Origin of the sequence: Aquincola tertiaricarbonis, assembly GCF_000969605.1 — a bacterium.
Classification (GTDB): domain Bacteria; phylum Pseudomonadota; class Gammaproteobacteria; order Burkholderiales; family Burkholderiaceae_C; genus Aquincola; species Aquincola tertiaricarbonis.
Genome location: NZ_JZUE01000002.1, coordinates 81,409 through 101,946, shown reverse-complemented (window position 1 = coordinate 101,946; position 20,538 = coordinate 81,409). Strand labels below are relative to the sequence as shown.

Genomic DNA, 20,538 nt, shown 5'->3' with positions numbered 1-20,538 from the left:
GCCCAGCGCATCCTGGTCGAGGTCGGTGGCGCGCAGCGTGAACTGCAGCGCCTGGCCGATCACCGCCACCTTGGGGCCGGTGGGCTGCAGCAGCGGCGGCTCGGCGTCGGAATCGGCGGAGATCACGAAGCTGCGGCTGGTAGAGAGCGCGGCCTTGGCGCCGCCGCCGTCGCCATCGTCGCGGGCGGTCAGCGTCACCACGTAGTCGCCGCGGTCGCGGGCGCCCGGGGCCAGCGTGAGCAGGCCGCCGCCCTGGGCGTCGGGCGTCCAGGTGGCAAAGCGCGGCAGCTGGTCGAAGCTCAGCGTGACCGGGTTGCCGTCGGCATCGGTGGCGGCGATGGGCAGGTTCAGCACCTGGCCCTTGGCCACGTGCTGGGTCGGGATCTCCGGCAGCACCGGCGGTCGGTTGGCATTGCGCACCAGCAGCGTCACCGTGGCGGTGGCGCTCATCGGCGTGCCGGTGCCGCCGCCATCGTCGGTGGCGGTCACGGTCACCTGCCAGCTGCCGGCCTGGGTGAAGCCGGGGGTCCAGCGCAGCAGGCCGGTCACGGTGTCGAACTCGGCGCCGGGCGGCAGCCCGGCCACGCCGTAGCTCACGCTGGGCAGCGTCGCCTCCGGCGGCGACAGCTCGCCGTCGGCCAGGCGCACCTGGGGCACGAAGCGCGGGTTGTCGGGATCGAAGGCGAAGAGCCGCAGCGCCAGCGGCTGGCCTTCCAGCACCGACAGGTTGCTGAAGCTGTCGAACACCGGCGCGGCATTGGCTTCCAGCACCGTCAGGCGCACCAGGCGCTCGGTGCTGCCGCCGGCGTCGTCGGTGGCCCGGAAGCGGATGCTGAAGGTGCCGCTCTGCTCGTAGCCGGGCGTCCAGCGGAATTCGCCGGTCACCGCATGCAGGGTGGCACCGGCGGGCAGGTCCAGCGCGCTGTACCTCGGCGCGCCGCCATCGGCATCGGTGCCCTGCAGCGCGAAGCGCACCGGGTCGCCCTGGCGCACCAGCCGGTCGGGGATGCCGGCCAGCACCGGCGGCGCATTCACCTGGTCGACGATGAAGCGCACGCTGCGGGTGACGGTCTGGCGGCCGTCGCTGACCGAGAAGCGCACGTCGGGATAGTCGCCGGCGGCATCGAAGCCGGGCGTCCACTCCAGCACGCCGCGCTGCGCATCGAAGCGCGCGCCCGGCGGCAGCTGGTCCACCCAGTACGAAAGCACGCGGCCCTCGGGATCGCTTGCGGCCACGCCCAGGCTCCAGGCCTGGCCTTCCCGCAGGCGCACGCTGGGCGGCAGGTCGAGCGTGGGCGCGCGGTTGCCGCCCGCCACCTCGATGGTGAACACCTGGGTGGCGTAGCCGCCGCGCGTGTCATACGCGCGCAGCACCACCGGCGTCTGCGCCAGGCTGTCGGCGGTGGGCGTCCAGCGCAGCACGCCGGTCTGCGCATCCAGGCTTAGGCCCTCCGGGCCCTGCAGCAGCACATAGGTGACCACCGCGCCGTCGGCGTCGGCGGCCTGCGCGGCGTACTGCCAGGCGGTGCCGGCCTGGGCCTGCTGCGGCGGCACGCTGCTGAACACCGGCGCCTGGTTCGGGTAGGGCAGGGCATACACGCCGCTGCCCATCTCCACATGCTGGCCCAGCGGGTTGTTCAGGGTGACGGTGTGCACCAGGGTGGAGGCACCGGCGGCCAGCACGCCGCCGGGCAGGCCGGCAGCGATGTCCAGCAGCCAGAGGCCGTCGGGCCGCACTGCGGCGCCCACGGCGCTGCCCGCGAAGTAGCGCGCGGGGTCCAGCGCCAGCAGCGGCGCCCGCAGCTCGTAGGCGGTGAGGTTGGTCACCCGCACGTCGAAGCTCACCTGGCCGGTGGAGCGGTCGGCCCGGGTGGCCACGAACTCCACCTTCACCAGCGGCGAGAAGTCCTGCACCGCGGTGAAGGCGAGGGTGTATGGCGCCGTCAGCTCCAGCCCGCCGGTGGAGCGGATGCGCTTGTCCACCACCAGCTGGTAGTGGTCGGGCTCCGGCGATTCGAAGCGCAGCGTGGCGGTGCGGGTGGCCGCGTCGTAGCTCACGGCGGCGAGCTGCACCCGCCGGCCCAGCGAATCGGTGAGCCGGTAGTTGGCCGGGTTCAGCACCGAGTCCGGCATGCCCGCATCGCCGCGGCGCATGTCGCGGTCGAAGGTGACGGTGATGCTGGCCATCGGCAGCGCCACGAGGCTGCCGGCCACCGGGCCGGTGCGCAGCACCGAGGGCGCCACCAGCGGCGCCACCACGTCCACCTGGCTGCCGTTGGCGATCAGCAACCGGCCGTCACGGGTGGCCAGCAGCTGCTCGGCGCTGGGGCCGCCCTGGCCCAGCATGACGCTGCGGCGGGTGAACAGGTCCACCATGTGGAGGGCTGCGCCTGCGGCGCTGCCCGAGGGAATGCGGCTGCTGACGAACAGCAGGCCCTGCAGCGGCGTGCCGGCGCGGCCGAAGGCCAGCGAATCCAGCGCGCCGTCGAGGCGGAACTGCACCGAGGCCTTGCCCAGCGCATTGAAGCTCAGCACCTCGCCGCGGCGCGGCCAGCCGGTGCCCCACAGCGTGCCGTCGGGCGCGATGGCCAGGTCGTCCACCCGCACGTTGCTGAAGTGGGTGAAGCGCCGGCTCACCGGGTCGAAGCGCTCGATGCCGTCGCCGGAGGACACGTAGAACACGCCCTCGGCGGCACTGAACACCAGCGACTGGGTCAGCCCGTCGCCGTAGCGGTTGATGATCTGCAGCGTGACCGGGTCCAGCTCCAGCAGCGCACCGCCGCCGGTGGTGGCCCACAGGCCGCCGTTGGCATCCCAGCCGAAGTCGTAGACCGGCTGGTCCAGCGCCACCGCAGGCTGCAGCGCATGGCCGCCGTCCTGGTCGAACAGGTACAGCGCGCCGCGGTTCATGCCGCCGGAGACGATGAAGCTGCCGTCCGGCCGCTCGGTGATGGCCAGCGGGCCGATGCCGGAGATGCTGAGCCCGATGCCGGTGGCGAACTGCTCGGCGCCGAAAGGTGCCAGCACCTTCTCGAACAGCGCGGGCCGGTCGGCCGGCTGCGCGGGCAGCTGGGCCTCGGCCTGGGTGAACAGCGCGTTGGTGGAGGTGGCATTGGTGGGCGCCGGCGGCGTGCCTGTGTCCTGCGTGGGCGTGCCGGCGTCCGGCAGCTCGCCCAGCTCCACCTGGGTGCCGTCGTCGGGCACGCCGCCGCTGGCGGGGCGCTCGCGGTTGCCGGCCAGGTCGGTGGACAGTGCCATGAAGGCATAGTTGTGCCCGGCCTGGCCCTGGAACAGGGCCTCGGTGGTGCCGGGGGGCACCTGGCGCAGCCACAGCGTCCAGTCGCCGCCGTCGGTGCGCACGTAGACGCTGGTGTGGCGCAGGCCGGAGCCGTCGGCGCCATCCTGGGCCTGCCACTTCACCAGCACGTCGGGGCTGCCCGCGCCCATCGGCACCGCGCTCAGCGTGGTCACCGGCGCGCCGGCATCCAGCATGTGGGTGACGGCGGCGGTCTCCATCACCGCGCGGGTGTCCAGCGCCACGCGCGCCTTGGCGCTGATGGTCTGGCCGGTGGTGGCGCCGAAGGCGGCCTGCACCGAGTAGCTGACGAAGCCGGCGCCGCGGCCCTGGCTGTTGTCCGGCGGCAGCAGGCCGCGGGTGGCATCGCGCATCACCTCGCCGGTCAGCGGGTCGATGGCCTGCAGCACCCAGCTGGCGGTGCGGCTCACCGGGTCCACGCCGGCGCTGATGCGCAGGATGAAGCCCAGCGAGTTGCGCAGGTCGATGTCGCCCTGGTAGTTGGCCCGGTCGGGCGGCATGCTCACGTTGATGCCGCCGATGCGCAGGTCGCCCAGGCGGAAGGAGCGCAGCGACAGGTGGTCGTCCAGCCGCGTCTCGATGCGCACCTCGTTGGCGGTGATGGCGGCCTCGGCGGGGTTGCTGAAGCGCACGGTGTACGGCAGCGCGGTGTCCGCCGGCACGTACTGGCGGTCGCCCTGGCCGGTGGGGCCGACGATGGCCGCGCCCTCCACCTTCTGCGCGATGCGGTCGAACAGCGCCTGCAGCTCCAGCGCGGTGAGCCGGTCGCTGGACTGCAGCGAGGAGAAGCCGGGGTCCACCGTCAGGTCGGCGCCGGCGCCGCGGCCGGGCGAGAAGATGTTCAGCGCCTGGAAATGCGTGGGCCGCGACAGCTTCATGTCGAACATGTCGGCGGTGGGAATCTTCGGCACCGGGATGCCGTATTCGCCGCAGTCGATGCTCTCGCGCAGGTCCACGCCCACCAGCGGCGACATGGTGCGCGGCGCATCGCCGTACCAGCGGTGCACCTGCTCGAAGAAGGCGGCCAGGCTGGGCGCACCGGCGATCTCGTGCCCGGCCGGGCCCACCAGCACGCCGCTGGACAGCACCGCCATCAGGCTGATGACCTTGGCGTCCTCGCGGATCGGCGGCGCCTGGTCCTCCTGGCGCAGCAGGCCGCTTTCCTCCAGCGCGCCCAGGTAGGCGTCCACCCAGCGGCCGCTGCCGGCGGCCAGGTTCACCAGCGCGGCATTGGCGGTGGGGTCCTGCAGGATGGCGTCGCGCAGCCGCAGCGCCTGCTGGGTCTGCAGCATCACGAATTCATCGCGCGTCAGCGGCGTGGCGGCCGCGCTGACGTTGAACAGGAAGGGCATGAACAGGTCGACGCAGTCGTCGTTCAGCTTCGCGTTCGGGTCGCTGAAGTAGGCCGCCAGGTCGCTGCCCAGCGAGCCCACGCCGTCCTTCAGTGGATCGAGCTTGGCGATGTCGGGCCGCGCCTCGTAGAGCGCGCGCTTGTAGCCCTCGAAGTCGCGGTCGTACAGCGCCTTCAGCCCCGGGTAGGAGGTGACGGTGAAGCTGAAGCCCACGTTGCCGCCGCCGCTCAGGTCCAGCGCATAGCCGGCGGCCAGCAGGCGGCCGGTGGTGTTGGTCTCGCTGTCCAGCGTGGCCCAGGCCACGTCGGTGCGCTGGCCGTTGTCCGGCCCGCCGCGCACGTTGGACGAGAAGGTGACGTAGGGCAGGCCGAACACCTTGGCGTTGTCGCCCAGCTCGCTGGCGCCCACGTTGAAGTACACGTAGGGCGTGTCCACGTTGGTCAGGCTCTTCAGCGTGACGTTGTAGACCCCGGTCTGGCCGGCCGGCAGCACGCGCGAGCCGCCCAGGCCGATGGACACGTCGATCGGCAGCGCCGCCTCCACCAGGTAGCGGTAGGGCAGGGTGGCCACCGTGCCGTCCGGATGCGTCACCACCACGTCGTACAGGCCGTGCGGCGCATGGCGCAGGTCGAAGGTGGCGATGATCCTCGTGGCGTCGATCACCTGGAAGGCGGTGGGCTCGACCTCGGCGATGCCCGCGCGCGCCAGCTTCACCACCGTGCCCGGCGCGAAGCGCGCGCCGGTGATGGTGGTGGTGACCCAGCGGCTGTCGCCGCCCTGGTCCACCGTGATGTCGTTGACCTGGAACGGCAGGCTGCTGGCCTGCAGCGTCACCGGCGAGGCGGCCGGGCCGGAACGGCCCCGCACCAGCACGTAGTAGGTGCCGGGCTGGGTGGTGGGCACGGTGGCGCGGGCATCGGCGGCCAGCACGCCGGTGCTGCCGACGTCGAAGCTGGCCGGCGTGGCCACGTCGGCGTAGCGCACGTACAGCTCGTTGGCGGACACGTCGTCCACGCCGTCCAGCGTCAGCCGCAGCGTGTGGCCGGCGGGCACCACCACCTTGTACAGCCGCTCCTGGCCGGGCGACAGCGTGGTGCTGACGCTGTCGCCCAGCGCCAGTTCGGGCACGGTGAGGTTGATCTTGTCGGTGCTGAGGCCGTCGTTGTTGCGCTCGTCCACGCCTTCGACCACCTGGTCGCGCAGGTCGGTGCGCACCACGATGCGGTACTGGCCTTCGCGCGCCGGCGGCAGCGTCACCGTCTTCTCGGCGTGGTAGCCCTGGCCGGCGGCCAGGGTGCGGTCCTGCTCCAGCGTGCCCAGCAGCACGTCGTCCAGGCTCCAGCTGTCGTCCAGCGACAGGTACAGCGCATCGGTCCAGCGGCCGCTGACGGTGGCGCCGTGGTCGTTGCGCACGTCCCAGCCGATCTTCACCGTGCCGCCGGTCTGGCCGGTGGGCGGCACCTGCACCGCGCGCACCTGCAAGTCCGAGGGCGGCGGCAGCTGGATCAGCACCGGGTCGGCGCTGCGCCCGGCATTGTTGCCTTCCAGGCCGCCTTCGAACACCGCGCCGCGCGGCTGGCTGCCGGGGCTGGTGATGGGGTCCGTCTCCACGAACAGGTAGTACGAGCCGGTGAGGTCGTTGGGCAGGCGGAAGCTGCCGCTGCGCTCGTAGAAGCCGCCGTTGGCGGCCACCGCGCCCTGGTGCTCGATCTGGCCCAGCAGCCGGTCGGTGTTGGGATCGAAGTTGCCGTCCACCGACAGGTACACCCGGTCCAGCCAGCGGGCATCGGCCGGCGTGGCCGCGCCGCCCACGTTGCGCACGGTGTAGCTGAAGTCGATCGGCTGCCCGCGGGTGTACTTCGCCGCCGAGGGCGTGACCACCGTCACCCGCAGGTCGGCCGCCGGCGACAGCACCACGTCCACCGCCTTCACGGCGATGTTGTTGCCCTCGTCGCGGAACTCGGGCACCGCGTCCTGGCCCACCTGCACCTGGCCCAGCCCCACGGTGGCGGCCTGGCCGGTGCGCTCGGCGCCGATCACGTTGCTGTCGGTGAAGGCGATGAGGTACCACGGGCCCTCGGTGTCGCCCGGGATGGTGACCACCGCATCGCGCTGGTAGGACTGCCCCGCCGCCAGGCCGCCGTAGCGGATGAAGCTGGCCAGCTGCAGGTCGTTGGGGTCCAGCGAGGGATCGCGCGACAGGTACACCCGGTCGGTCCAGATGGACTGCCGCGTGTCCCGCGTGCCGGCATTGGTGACGCTGAAGCTCACCGTCACCGTCTGGCCCGACATCACCGGCGTGGCCGACAGCGTGATGGGCGAGATCTTCAGGTCGGGCTCGCGGTAGGTCACCTGGATGTCGCCGCGGCCCAGGTTGTTGGCGGTGTTGGCGGCCTCGTACACGGTGCCCAGGTAGCGGCCGCGCGAATCGCCGTTGCCGCCGGTCTCGGGCTCGGGCGAGGGATAGCTGTTGGGCTGGTAGTCCGTCAGCACGTAGACGTAGTAGGGACCGTCGAAGCCCGCGGGCAGCGCCAGCTCGGCCGAGGCCTGGTAGCTGGCCTGGCTGGCCAGGCCGCTGCCGGCCGGATGCGTGACCGTGCCCAGCAGCCGGGTGCGGCTGCTGTTGGGCTGGAACACCGGGTCGGGCGAGATGAAGACCGCATCGGTCCAGGCGCGGGTGCCCGACCACACGGCCGCGCCCACGTTCTGCACCGTCCAGCTGATCAGCGCCTTCTCGCCGGAGAAGTTCTGCGCCGGCGTGCCGACCGTGATGACCTTCAGGTCCGCCGGGCGGGCCTGCACCTCGGCGGCCACGGTGCGGCCGTTGTTGTTCTCGATGGTCTCGGCGATGGTGCGCAGCGGATCGGTGTCCGCCAGCACCGTGACGTACCAGCCCTTGGCGGCCGGCGAGAGGTCGAAGCTCCTGGTGACGGTGTAGCCCGTCTTGGAGGCCAGGCCCGCCGGGCGATCGAAGGTGCCCAGCACCCAGCGCTTGGCCGCCGGGTCGTTGAGGTTCGGCGTGTCGTGCAGCACCACGGTGTCGGTCCACGGCCCGTTGGCCGGGCCTTCGCCCTCGTTGCGCACGGTGTAGGTCACCTCGAAGGGCCGGTCCACCGAGCCCGGCTGGTCCGACGTGGCATTGGTGCTCACCGCCGTGACCTGCAGGTCGGGCAGCGGCAGCACCGGCGTGCCCAGGATGTCGATGGCCCGGGCCTTGTAGTTGTTGCCGCTCTCCTCGTTGGGATCGTCGGCGTTGACGTGGATGTCCAGCGTGTCTTCCAGCACCGCGTCGTAGGCATCGGCCCAGGGCGTGAGGTACCAGGTGCCCGACTCGATCTGCTGCGGCAGCCGCACCGTCAGCTCCACGTCGTAGCTGCCGTCCTTGGACAGCGCGCCCACGTGCGTCCTGCTGCCCAGCAGGATGGCGGCGTTGCCCGGGATCTGGATCGGCGTGCCGTCGGCGGTGAGCACCGAGCGCGGGCCGGGGCTGGGGCGGGTCCTGTCGCGGGTGAGCCAGAGGGTGTCGGTCCAGCTCGATCGGTTGGTCGGCGTGTCGTTGACGTTGGTCACCGTCCAGCGCACCGTGATCTCGCCGCCGTACACGCCCTGCGAGGGCGCGACGACGTTACTGGTGAGCAGGTCGGCGCTGGGCTGGGCCACCACGTTCACCGCCCGCGAGGCGCTGTTGTTGCGCTCGTTGGCCTGCGGATATTCCTCCACCGCATTGCCGCCATCGGCCACCACCAGGAAGTGGCCGCCGCCGCGGTAGCGCTCGGGCATCACCACCGAGGCGGTGGTGCTGTAGCTGCCGGTGGTGGCAGGCAGGGCCTGGTCGTTGATGACCGTGGCCAGCAGCACCGCACCCTGCATCGTCCCGCTGGGCGAGAACCACACCTGGTCGTGCCACACGCCGGTGGCCGCCACCGGGCCGCGGTTGACCACGGTGAAGGTCACCGCCACCGTCTGGCCGGCCGTGGCCTGCGCCGGCGCGGTGACGCTCTGCACCTGCAGGTCCGGCCGCGGCAGCAGCGACAGCATCAGCACCGCATCGTCCAGCGTGGTGTTGTTGGCCGGCTCGGTGGCGCCTTCGAACACCGAGTTGCCGGCGTCGGTGGTCACCCGGATCTGCCAGCCGCCTTCGATGCGGCTGGGCAGCTTGAAGCGCTCGGTGCGCAGGTAGCTGTTGCCGGCGCCCAGGCCGGCCGCATGGGTGAAGCTGCCCAGCGTGATGGGCCGCGGCGTGGCCGGGTCGGCCGGATCGGCGCCGGCCTTGACCAGCACCACGGTGTCGGTCCAGCTGCCGGCGGCACGGGCGTCGCCGTCGTTCAGCACCTCCCAGGTCACCTCGACGGTGTCGCCCTCGTGGGCGTCGGCCGGGCCGCTGATGGCGATCACCCGCAGGTCGGGCAGCAGCGACTGGGCCACCTGCACCGGCTGCGGCGCGGCCGCACGGTTGTTGTCGGTGTACACCAGCTCGAACGGGCCGCTGGTGCGCACGAAGGCGTACAGCGTGCCGCTGAAGGTGTCGGGCAGCGACACCACGCCGGTGCGGGTGTAGTGCCCGCCCACCTCCAGCACGCCGATGTGCTGGAAGCCCATCGCCTTGACGATGTGCTGCCCGGCGGGGTCGCTGGTCAGCACCACCTCGTCGGTCCAGCGGTCGGTGTCGGTGCGGCCGATGCCGCGGTTGGTCACCGTCCAAGTCACCGCCACCGTGCCGCCCGACTGCGCGTTCGCCTGCGCCGACACGCCGCCCATCTCCAGGTCGGCATACGGTCGGGTCATCAGGTCGAGCGGGGCGGCGGGCGAGTCGGTGTTGTCCGCCTCGCCCCCGTGCTCGAAGACCTGGTTCTCCGCATCGGTCTTCACCAGCACATGGAATCGGCCGCTGCGTCCGGGCGGCGCGAACATGGTCTCGGTGCGGCTGTATACGCCGCCCTGGGCCAGCCCGCCCTCGTGGCGGAAGCTGCCCAGCAGGATGTCGTCGGCATCGCCGAACACGGTGTTGGTGCTCAGCACCACGGTGTCGGTCCAGGCGTCGGTCATGCCGGCGCCGGTGCCGGGGTTGCGCACGCTCCAGCTCACCGTCACCCGCGCCGGGTCGGCGATCAGCTGCGTCGGCGCGACGATGTCGAAGGCCTGCAGGTCGGCATAGGCCTGCAGGTCGGCCTGCAGCGACAGCAGGCTGCGGTTGTCGGCCTCGTGGCCCAGCTCGCGCAGTGCGTCGCCGTCGTCGGTGACCGCGATCAGCTGCCAGGCGCCTTCGGCATCGATGGGAATGGTGACGTCGAAATCGACGTGGTAGCCGCCGCCGGGCAGCAGGCTGCGCGTGGCGGTGTGGCTGGCCAGCAGCCGGTCCCCGGCATCCACGGTGCCGTCGCGGGAGAGGTACAGCCGGTCGGTCCAGGTGCCGCTGGCTGCAGCGGTGCCCGACTGGACGACGTCGAAGCCCACGGTGAGCTGCTGGGCGGAATCCACCCGCGCCGGCGCAGTGAGGCCGCCGGCCTGCAGGTTGAGGTGGCGCAGGCCCAGCGTGCCGTCCACGCGGGTGTTGTCGCTGTCGCGCCCGGCCTCGAACACCTTGCCGCCGGCATCGGTGACGACGATCAAGCGTGCCTGCACATCGGCCCAGGCCGGCAGCTGCACCTGCAGGCTGTCGGCATAGCTGGCGCCGGCGGCCAGGCTGCCGCTGCGCTGCTTGGTGCCCAGCAGCACCGCGCCGGCCAGCTGGCCGTCGGCGGAGAGGTAGAGGTAATCCACCCAGGGGCCGGTGGCGGCGGCCTCGCCGCCGTTGAGCACCTCCCAGGTGACGGTGGCGGTGCCGCCGGCCAGCGCCGTGAGCGGTCCGCTCACGCCCTGCGCCACCAGGTTGGGCGCCGGCGCGGGACGGACGGTGAGCACCGCATCGGCCGCGCGCAGGTTGTCGGAGGTCCGGCCGTCGTCGAACAGCGCGCCGTCCAGGTCGGTGCGCACCAGTACCTTCCACGGGCCCTGCAGGTCGGGCGGCAGCAGGAAGTTCTCGCGGCGGCCATAACTGGCGCCGGCGGCCAGCGGGCCGATCACGGTGACGGTGCCCAGCACGATGTCGTCGGCATTGCCGAACTCGTCGTCCTGCGACAGCACCACCCGGTCCTTCCAGCTGCCGGTGGCGGCGGTGTCGCCGCCGTTGGCCACGCGCCAGGCCACCTCGATGGCCGCGCCGGCCAGCGCCACGGTGGGCGCCTGCACCAGCTGCACCGCCAGGTCGGTGTAGGGCGCCACCAGGCTGATGGCGCGCGGCTGGGAGGTGTTGTCGGCCCGGGTGTCGGGCTCGGTCACCTGCTGGGTGGCATCGGTGACGACCACCCAGCGCAGCATGCCGTTGCGCTGCAGCGGCAGCGGCACCTGGGCGCTGGCCTGGTAGCTGGCGGTGGTGCCCAGCGGGCCATCGTGCGGCACGTCGATGGTGAGCAGCGCATGCGCCGGATTGCCGTCGGTGGTCAGCAGCAGCCGGTCGACCCAGCGACCGGTGGCGGGCAGGGCACCGCCATTGGTCACCGTCCACTTCACCGTGACGGTGGTGCCGCCGCGGCCGGTATCGGGTGCCTCGTCGATCACCACCGACAGGTTGGGCGCGGCCGACAGCAGCGCATTGAAGCCGAGGGTGGCGCTGTTGTTGTTCTCGGCGTCGTTGGCGGCATTGGCCTCCAGCACGGTGCCCGCGGCTTGCGGGCTGGCATCGGCGGTGACGGTGACGCTGATGGCGCCGGCGCCGCGGCTGCCCACCGGCAGCTGGAAGGTGGCCAGGCGCTCGCGCGACTGGCCGGGCAGCAGCAGGCCGGAGACGGTGGCGTCGTAGGGCAGGGCCTGGTCGAACAGCACCTCGCCGGTGGTGGTGTTGACCACCCGCAGGCGGTCGCGGAAGCTGCCCGGCACCGCGGTGTTGCCCGCATTCACGTCGCGCCAGCGCACGGTGACGGTGTCGCCGGACTGCGCGCCGCCCACCCGTTCCAGCCCTTGCACCACCAGGTCGGGCGCATTGGGCACCAGCAGCTGGGCGATGTTGTTGGTCTCGCCGCTGCCGGCAGGGTTGGACTCCGCAAGCAGGCCGGTGCTGTCCACCGTCACCTCGAAGCGGATGCGGCCTTGCGCACCGGCGGCCGGCCAGTCGAAGGTCTCGCTGCGAGACAGGCTGGCGCCGTTGCCTTCCAGCGTGCTGCCGTCGTGCAGCACGGTGCGGGTCAGCAGCACCTGGTTGTTGCTCAGGTTGCGCACCACCAGGGTTTCCTGCCAGGACCCCTGGGCCGGGCGCTGGCCGGTGTTGGCCGTCTCCCAGCGCACGGTCACGCTGGCGCCGGCCGTCCAGCCGCCACCGGCCGGCTCCACCCGCAGTTGCTGCGGCACCAGGTCCGGGTAGCTGGCCAGCACCGAATTCGCCACCGTCGCGGTCTGGTTGTTGGTCTCGGCGCGGCCGGCGCGGTTGTGCTCCCTGAGCGTGTTGTCCACGTCGGTGGTGACGGAAAAGCGCAGCGCCCCGGCGCCGCGGGCGCCTTCGGGCAGCGTGATCTCCACGCTGCGCGGCTGGCGGCCGCCGCTGGCCAGCGGGCCGTCCGCGGCCGGCCGCGGCAGCCGCCGGGTCTCGATCACCTCGCCGGTGTCCACCCGGGTGAGGACCAGCCAGTCCACCCAGGCGCCATCGGCCGGCAACTCGCCGGCATTCACGTCGGTCCAGCTCACCGTCACGCGGCCACCGGAGCCGATGGGCCCGCCCCCCACGGCGGTGACGATCACGTCCTCCACCGTCAGGTCCGCGCCGGGCTTGCCTTCCAGGGCGGTGATGGGCACCGGCGCCCGGTCGGGCAGCGGCTGCAGGTTGAAGCGGTAGGTGTTGGCCGCGCTCTCGTCGCGCGCGCCTTCGAAGGCCAGGGTGTAGCGGCCGGCATCGGCCAGGCGAAACACGTCCACGTCGGTGCCGATCGCGGTGTCCCACACCAGGTTGCCGTAGGGGCCCCACAGCCGCACGCGGCCGCCGGTGGCCTGCGCGGCCTGCTGGTCGAAGAAGAAGCGGTCGCCGGCGTTGGCGCTGAAGTGGTAGAAGTCGGAGCGGTTGCCCGGGCTGAGCGTGCCCTCCTGCGCGGTGCCGGGCGTGGCCTGGGCCACGGTGCTGCCGGCCACGTCCACCAGCCGGAAGGCGAAGCTGCCCACGGTGTCGCCCGCGGGATCGACGGTCAGGGTGTAGATGCCGGGCGGCAGTTCCAGCAGCGCGCCGCCCAGGTCGGCGCTGTCGGACCAGCGCAGCTGCGTGGGAGCCACCACCGTGCCGCGCGGCCCGGTGAGCGACCAGCGGAAGGTGCTGGGCGACAGGCTGTCCATGCGCACCCGGCGCGCGGTCTGCAGGTCCAGCGTGTACACCGCCACGCCGCCGGGCGTGTTGAAGGTGTGGCTCGTCACCGCGTCCAGCACCAGCGTGGCCGCATGGTCGGCCACCGGCTGCACGCCGTAGTTCAGCACGTTGGGCTCGGCGCCCGCCGTGCGGTAGCCCTCGAACACCAGGGTGTAGCGGCCGCTGAGCGGCAGGGCCAGGGTGTCGACGTCGCTGTCGATGGCGCGGCTGAACAGCAGGTCGCCGGTGGGCGAGACCAGCCGCCAGCTGGCCTGGTTGCTGGTGGCGCCCTGGGGGTCGAAGTAGAAGCGCTGGCCGGCCTGCGCATCGAAGTAGCGCACCTCGGTGGCATGGCCGGGCGACAGCGTCACGCTCTGGGCCTGGCCTGGCGTCAGCGGCAGCGCCGCGCCCAGGTTCACCAGCCGGAAGCCGTAGCTGCCGGTGGTGTTGCCGTGGATGTGCACGGTGTAGCGCCCCGGCGGCAGCTCCATCACCGGATTGCCCGGGGCATCGGTGGCCCGCTCCTGGAAATTGCGCTCGAACAGCGTGCCGCGGCCCTGGGCGTCCAGCGACCAGCGCAGCGCGCTGGAATCCACCCGCGGATCCATGATGACCCGGGTGGTGCTGGTGAGCTCGAAGCTCCAGCTGTCGCGCTGCTGGCTGCTGTTGCGCTGGCCCTCGGCCAGCGCGCCCAGCTCCAGCGGCTGCGGCACGGTGGGCGTGCTGTCCAGCTTCACCCAGTCGATGGCCACGTCGGTCCTGGCAAGGCTGCCACCGGTGGTGGACGCCTGGTACAGCCCCAGCCGCAGCCCGTTGGCAAAGGTGGCGGTGGTGAAGCTGAACTGCCGCGCCGCCAGTTCCTGGCCCTGGTCGTCCAGCAGCACCGCGCGCACCCGCTGGCCGGGGCCGCCTTCCAGCCGCAGCCGGTACCAGGTGTTGTTGGCGAAGTCGAAGGCCGTCTCGCCGAAGCCGTCGAAGGGCCGGGCATCGCTGCGGAACACGCGGCCCTGGCCGTCGGGGTTGCTGCGCAGGGCCACGGCGGTCCAGCGGCTGGCGTCCACCGCGTCGGCCAGGTACAGGCCGATGGGCTCGTCCCAGGCCACGCCGGGGGCCTGGGTCAGGGTGTTGAAGCGCACCTCCCAGCGGAAGTTGTCCGCCGGCGCCAGCAGGCGGCTGGACATGGCTTCGAGCGTGCCGTTGGCCACGCTGTTCTGCAGCCGCAGCACGGTGGCGCCGTCCAGCGTCTCGAAGACGGCGGCCGGCAGCGGCCGCTCGCCCAGCGTGGTGGGCCCGCGGCCGGCCTGCCAGTCGGCCGACAGCTGCGGGCCGTCGAAGTCGTCCTGCCAGTGGGTGCCGGGCAGCATCTCGGCCAGGGTGTTGCCGCGGTGCTCCACCCGGAAGCGGTAGGTCTTGGGCCAGGTGTCGGCGCGGCCGCCTTCGACCAGCAGCACGTAGCGGCCGGTCTGCTGCAGCTGCAGCGTGCCGCTGTCGCTGGCGAAGGAGGCGCTGTAGACCTGCTCGCCGGTGGGCGCGATCAGGCGCCAGCGCAGGTCGTTGTGGCCGCTGGGCACGCCCAGGCTGTCCAGCGCCAGGCGGTCGCCGGCGGTCACGTCGATGGCATGGGCCTGGGTCATCGCGCCCCAGGCCAGGGTGCCGGTGACGTCCTGCCCGGTCTGCACCGGCTGCGGCTGCAGGCCGCTGGCCAGGTCCAGCAGGCGGAAGGCGAAGTCGCCCACCGCATCGCCCGGCGGGTCGATGGTCAGGCTGTAGCTGCCGGGCACCAGGGTGAACACCACGCGCTGCGAAGCGCCCGGGTCGGCCGACCAGCCGTCCAGCCCGCCGATGTCGTTGGCATCGGTGTTGCGCAGCGAGCGCTGGTCCACCAGCCGGCCGCGCGGGCCGTCCAGCGACCACAGGAAGCCGCTGTCGCCCAGCACGTCCATCACCACGTTGCGCGGCGTGGTCACCTCGAAGGTGTAGGTGGCCTTCTGGCCCGGCTGGCTGATGCGCCCGGCCACGGCGCCCGGCACGGCGGCCAGGCCGTCCACCACCTCGCCGTGCAGGCCCAGCGGGCCGCCGTCGGCCACGGCGGTGCCGGCGCCTTCATGCAGGCCGTAGCTCAGCACCAGGCCGGGCGTGGCCGGGTCCACCGGCTGGCCGCTGCTGGTCCCGATCTCGTCCGGCGTGCGGGCGACGTTCCATATCCGCACGTCGGTGATGCGGCCGTCGAAGGCGGCCAGTCCGCTCCACGACTCGTCGCTGCGGCCGATCTGCAGGCCGCGGCTGGGCGAAGACACCATGTCGGCCTTGCGCACCACCATGCTGGCCACCTCGTCGCCTTCGACGAAGAGCTTCATCACGCCGTTCACGCGGTCGATGGTGGCGGCGATGCGGGTGGCCACGCCGGCCTTCACCAGGCCGTTGGCGGTGGTCAGGTACTGGTCCTGGCCGTCGCTGGTGCTCAGGTGCAGCGCGCCGCCACTGGTGACGTACAGCGCCCAGCTGCGGCCAGGACCGTAGCTGGCATCGCCCCGGCCCAGGTAAAGCACCGGCATGTAGCTGGCGGCGAAGCTGTCCACCGTCACCGTGGCTTCCATCGACACGGTGCGGCGCGCATCCAGCGCCGGGCTGGGCGGCACCGCCACATGCCAGTGGCTGCCGAAGTCCAGGCCGGCGGCAGCGCCGCTGCCGCGCCACGGCGGCGTCAGTGCCTGCGGCTGGCCGATCTGCAGCGGCAGCACCGTGTCCTGCACCCGGTGCAGCGCAAAGCGGTAGGCCACCCGCTGGTCGGCATTGCCGCGCGCGCCTTCCAGCAGCACGGTGTAGCGGCCGGCGGTGGTCGCCTCGAACACGCCGGCATCGCCGTTGAGTCCCTGGTCCACCAGCAGGTCGCCGTGGGGCGTGAGAACCCGCAGCCGCCCGCCCTGCAGCGCCAGCGCCTGCAGGTCGAAGTAGAAGCGCTCGCCGGCCGCGGCGTTGAAGGCATGGGCCTGGGTGGCGCTGCCGGGGACCAGTTCGCCGGACACCGGCTGGGCATCGGTGAGCAGGGGCGCCTGGTCCAGCGGCAGCAGCCGCAGGGCATAGGGGGAGCGGGCATCGCCCTCGGTGCGCAGCGTCAGCGTGTAGACGCCGGGCTGCAGGTCCAGCAGCGTGTGGCCTTCATGGCCGTCGGTGTTCGCCAGCCAGCCGCCGCGCGAGAGGCCGCCGGTGCCGCTGAGCTGCCACTTCACCTGGCCATAGGGCTCGCCCAGCGTGTCCAGCACCACCAGGCGGCGCTGGTCCACGGTGAGGCGGTAGGTGTCCACCTGGCCGGGCACCGCCAGCAGGCCCGACAGCGTGCCGGGCAGGCCGGCATACAGGCTGCTGACGCTGGCCGCCGGGCCACCGGGCCGGCCGCTGGGGCTGCTGCCGTCCTGCAGGCTGTCGAAGGGCAGGTACACCGCCAGGCCGGATTCCTGTCCGGTGAGGGCGCTGCCCTTGAGCCCGTCGATCTGCTGCGCGCTGCGCACGCCGCGCCACAGGCGCAGCTCGTCGATGGCGCCGTCGAACAGGCCGCCGTCCAGCGCACCGCCCACCATCAACGCGGCGCCGTTGTCGGCCGGCGGCTGGCCGTCCAGCGTGCCGGTGGAGGCGAGCACGCCGTTGATGTACAGGCGCAGCTGCGGCGTGGCGGCGCTGCGGTCGATCACCGCGGCCACATGCGTCCATTGGCCCAGCTGGATGCTGCCGGCCGCGGTGTCCAGCGTGCGGTTGCTGCCGTTGGCGTCGGCGGTGCTCAGGTGCAGGTAGCCGGCGCTGTTGAGCCACAGCGAATAGCTGCGCGTGGCCGCGGTGCCGTTGGAACGCGCCACGATCGGCATCCAGCTGCCGTTGAAGCGGTCGGGGCGGATCCAGGCCTCGATGGTCAGGTCGCCGCGCAGGTCCACGTCGGGGCCGTTGGCCACGCTCACGCGGGTGTCGGCCACGTCGCGCAGCGCCTGGCCCACCGGCCCGGCCACCAGCACCGGCGCCGTGCCGCGCGACTGGCCCAGCACCACGTCCACCACCGGGGACGGCGCCGGCACCAGGTTGAAGCGGAAGGGCGTGGCCTGCTGCCAGGCCTGGCGGCCGCCCTCGACCAGCAGCACGTAGGTGCCGGTGGCGGGCAGGGTGAAGTGGTCCTGGTCGCCGCGCAGGCCGCTGGTCCACAGCGCGCTGCCGTCCGGCTTGACCAGCCGGTAGCGGCCCAGGGTGCTGCCGGCGCTGATGGCGTCGAAGTAGAAGCGCTGGCCCGCCTCGCCCTGGAAGCTGTAGGCCACGGTCTGGCTGCCGCGCTCCAGCAGGCCCTGCACCGCGGTGCCGGGCACCATGGGCGCGGCCTGGGCCAGGTCCAGCAGCCGCAGCGCATAGGGCGAGGTGGTGTCGCCGCCGGTGGATTCGACGGTCAGCGTCCAGCGGCCGGCCACCAGGTCGAACACCGCATGGCCGTCGCCGGCATCGGTGTTGTCGAAGCCGCGCGGGCCGATCTGCCGGCCCTCGGGGCCGTCCAGACGCCAGCGCACGTTGCCCAGGTTCTGCAGCACGTCCACCGCGATGCGGCGGCCGCCCTCCAGCATGAAGCTGTAGCGATCCTTCTCGCCGGGCGTGCCCAGCAGGCCGGCGATGGTGCCGGCGGGCACCGCCACTGGCGACAGCCGCTGCACCGGCAGCGACAGCGGGCCGGCGTCCTGCACCTGCGCGCCGTCGAAGGCCAGCCGCAGCACCAGGCCTGCCGCATCGGCGGCCACGGTGGCGCCGCGCTGGCCCTCGATCTGGGCGGCACTGCGGGCGGTGTTCCACAGCCGCAGCTCGTCCATGGCGCCGTCGAAGAAGCCGTGGTCGCCGGCGTTCTCGATGTCCGCGCCCAGGCGCAGCGCGCCCTGCACCGCCACGGCCGGGGCCGCCGACGCCAGCGCCAGGCTGCCCCGCAGCTGGCCGTCGACGTACAGCCGCAGCGCGGGCTGTGCGCCGCTGCGGTCCACCACGCCGGCCAGGTGGGTCCAGCGGCCCAGCTGCACCAGACCGGCGGCGCTGGTCACCACGCGGGCGCCACCGGCATCGCGGGTTTCCCAGCGCACCGAGCCGTCCGCGTTAAGCCACAGGCCCATGCTGCGCTGCGCGGCCGCATCGCCACGCACCGCCACCGGCATCCAGGTGTCGGACCAGGCGCGCGGCTGGACCCAGGTCTCCAGCGTCAAGTCGCCGCGCAGGTCCACCGCGGGCTCGTCCACCACCACGGCCTGCTGCTGGTCGAAGGCCAACGCGCCGCCGTTGCCCGCCACCGGCGCGCCGGCCACCGCGCGCGGCGGCGCCAGCACCGTCTCGCCGAAGTCCATCTGCCGCACCGTGTCCTGCAGCGGCGTGACGCGCAGCCGCACGGTGTTGGCCACCGTCTCGCTGCGCTGGCCCTCGATCAACAGCGTGTAGCGGCCGGTGTCGGGCAGCGGCAGGCTGCTCATGTCGCCGGCGGTCTGCGCCAGCAGCTGCTGGCCGCTGGGCGAGATCAGCCGCCAGTGCGCATTGGGGCGGGTGGCCGACAGCAGGTCGACGAACACCGCGCTGCCGGCCTGCGCCTCGAACGAGACCAGGGCCGAGGTGTTGCCCGGCGACAGCGTGATGCTGGCTTCCTCGCCCAGGGCCACCGGCGTGGTGCCGGCGCCGTCCAGGTCCAGCAGGGCGAAGGCGTAGGCGCCCGTCTCGCCGCTGACGGCCATGCTGTAGGTGCCGGCTTCCAGCGTCATCACCGGATTGGCCGACCACGACGCGGCATCGCGCCACAGCGCGCGCGACACCGTGCCGCGCGGGCCGGTGAGCTGCCACACCATGTCGTTGTTGCTGCGCGAGTCCAGCACCACGCGGCGCGTCTGGTCGAGCGTGAAGGTGTAGCGGGCCACCTCGCCGCTGCTGTTGCGCGTGCCGGAAGCCTCGCTGCCCAGCTCATAGCCGCTGCCGGTGGGCGCGGGCGGCGGCGTGCCGCCCTGGCGGCGCACCGCGAACTGCAGCTGGTTGGCATCGGCGCGGTTGCGCCGGCCTTCCACCACCAGCGTGTAGTGGCCGCTGGCGGCCAGGGTCAGCGCCTGATCGCTGCCGAGGTACTGCGAGAACAGCTGGTCGCCCTGGGCATTGAAGAGCCGCCATTGCGCGTCATAGCTGGTGGCCGAGAGGATGTCGAACAGCAGCTGGTCGCCGGCCTGCGCATCGAAGTGGTAGAGGTGGGTCTCGGCCCCGGTGGCCAGCGTGTCGTCCACCACCTCGTCCAGCGAGATGGCGCGGCGGTAGGTGGCGTCGGTGGAAGCCAGGTCGAGCAGGCGGAAGTGGAAGTGCGGCCGGGCGTCGCCCGCGGCCTCGAAGTGCAGCGTGTAGTGGCCGGCGTCCAGGTCCAGCGCCTGGCGGTCGGTGCGCGAAGGATCCCAGCCGGTGAAGCCGCCGAAGTCGCGCGAATCGCTGAAGGCCACGGTGCGCGGCGCGCTGGCCGACACCACCTCGCCATGCGGCCCGGTGAGCCACCAGGTGGCGGCGGACGTGTCGGACAGCAGGTCGAACAGCACCTGGCGGCGGCCGTCCAATTGGAAGTCGAAGGCCAGGCTCTGGCCCGGCACATCGAACCTGGCTTCGCGGGCCTGGCCCAGCACCAGGCTGGCGTTCTTGTCCGGCACCTGGTGCAGCGTGATGGCATAGGCCGTCACCGCATCGGCGGGCCGCTGCACCTGGCCTTCGATCAGCAGGGTGTAGGTGCCGGTCTGCAGCGCGGTGAAGGTGTCGATGTCATGGGCCAGGCCGCGGGCATCGAGCACCTGCTTGCCGTCGGGGCCCAGCAGTCGCCAGGTGGCGTCGTCGCCCTCGGTGCGGTCGATGAAGAAGCGCTGGCCGGCATTGGCATCGAAGCGGTACAGGTCGGTCTCGCGCGCCGAATCCAGCGTGCCTTCCACCGCCTGGCCACGCGGCAGCAGCTGGGCCTGCGCCAGGTCCAGCAGGCGGAAGCGGTAGTCGCCCACCGTGTCGCCCACGCCGTCCACCGACAGGGTGTAGCTGCCGGCGGCCAGCGACAGCGCATCGGCCTGGGGAGCATTGCCGGCATCGGCCTGGCGCAGCGTGTGCGGCGACACCACGGTACCGGCGGGGCCCTCGAGCTGCCAGCGGATGTCGGTGGCCGGCGTGAGCGAGTCGAAGACCAGCCGCACGTCGCTGGCCAGCGTGAAGCTGTACTGATCGACCTCGCCCGGCACCTCGATGCGGCCCTGCACCTCGGGCGCTGCAGGCGCGGGGGCGGCTGCGGCCGCGGCGCTGACCGGATCGGCCGACAGCAGCACACGGGGCTCGACCGTCTCGAAGACCAGCTTGCCGGGCAGTTCCTCCGCGGGCGCCAGCTCCTGCGTGGCCCGCCGCAGCAGCCGCTGCAGCAAGGTCCGGCTGGGGAGCCGGCCGGTTTCCATGCGCGCATCCACGCGCTGACGCTCTGCCGAGCCCTTGCTGCCCTTGCGCTGCCCCAT

The 20,538-nt window shown here is 72.7% G+C and carries 1 protein-coding gene (only partly in view); it reads right to left on the bottom strand.

What is annotated here, in order from left to right; translation table 11 throughout:
- A protein-coding gene (locus VO99_RS02880) for an Ig-like domain-containing protein (RefSeq protein ID WP_046111311.1) crosses the window boundary here: on the bottom strand, nucleotides 1-20,538 show its 5' portion. It extends 20,316 nt beyond the left edge of the window; only the first 20,538 of its 40,854 coding nucleotides appear in the window; its start codon is at nucleotides 20,536-20,538; its stop codon lies off the left edge, out of view.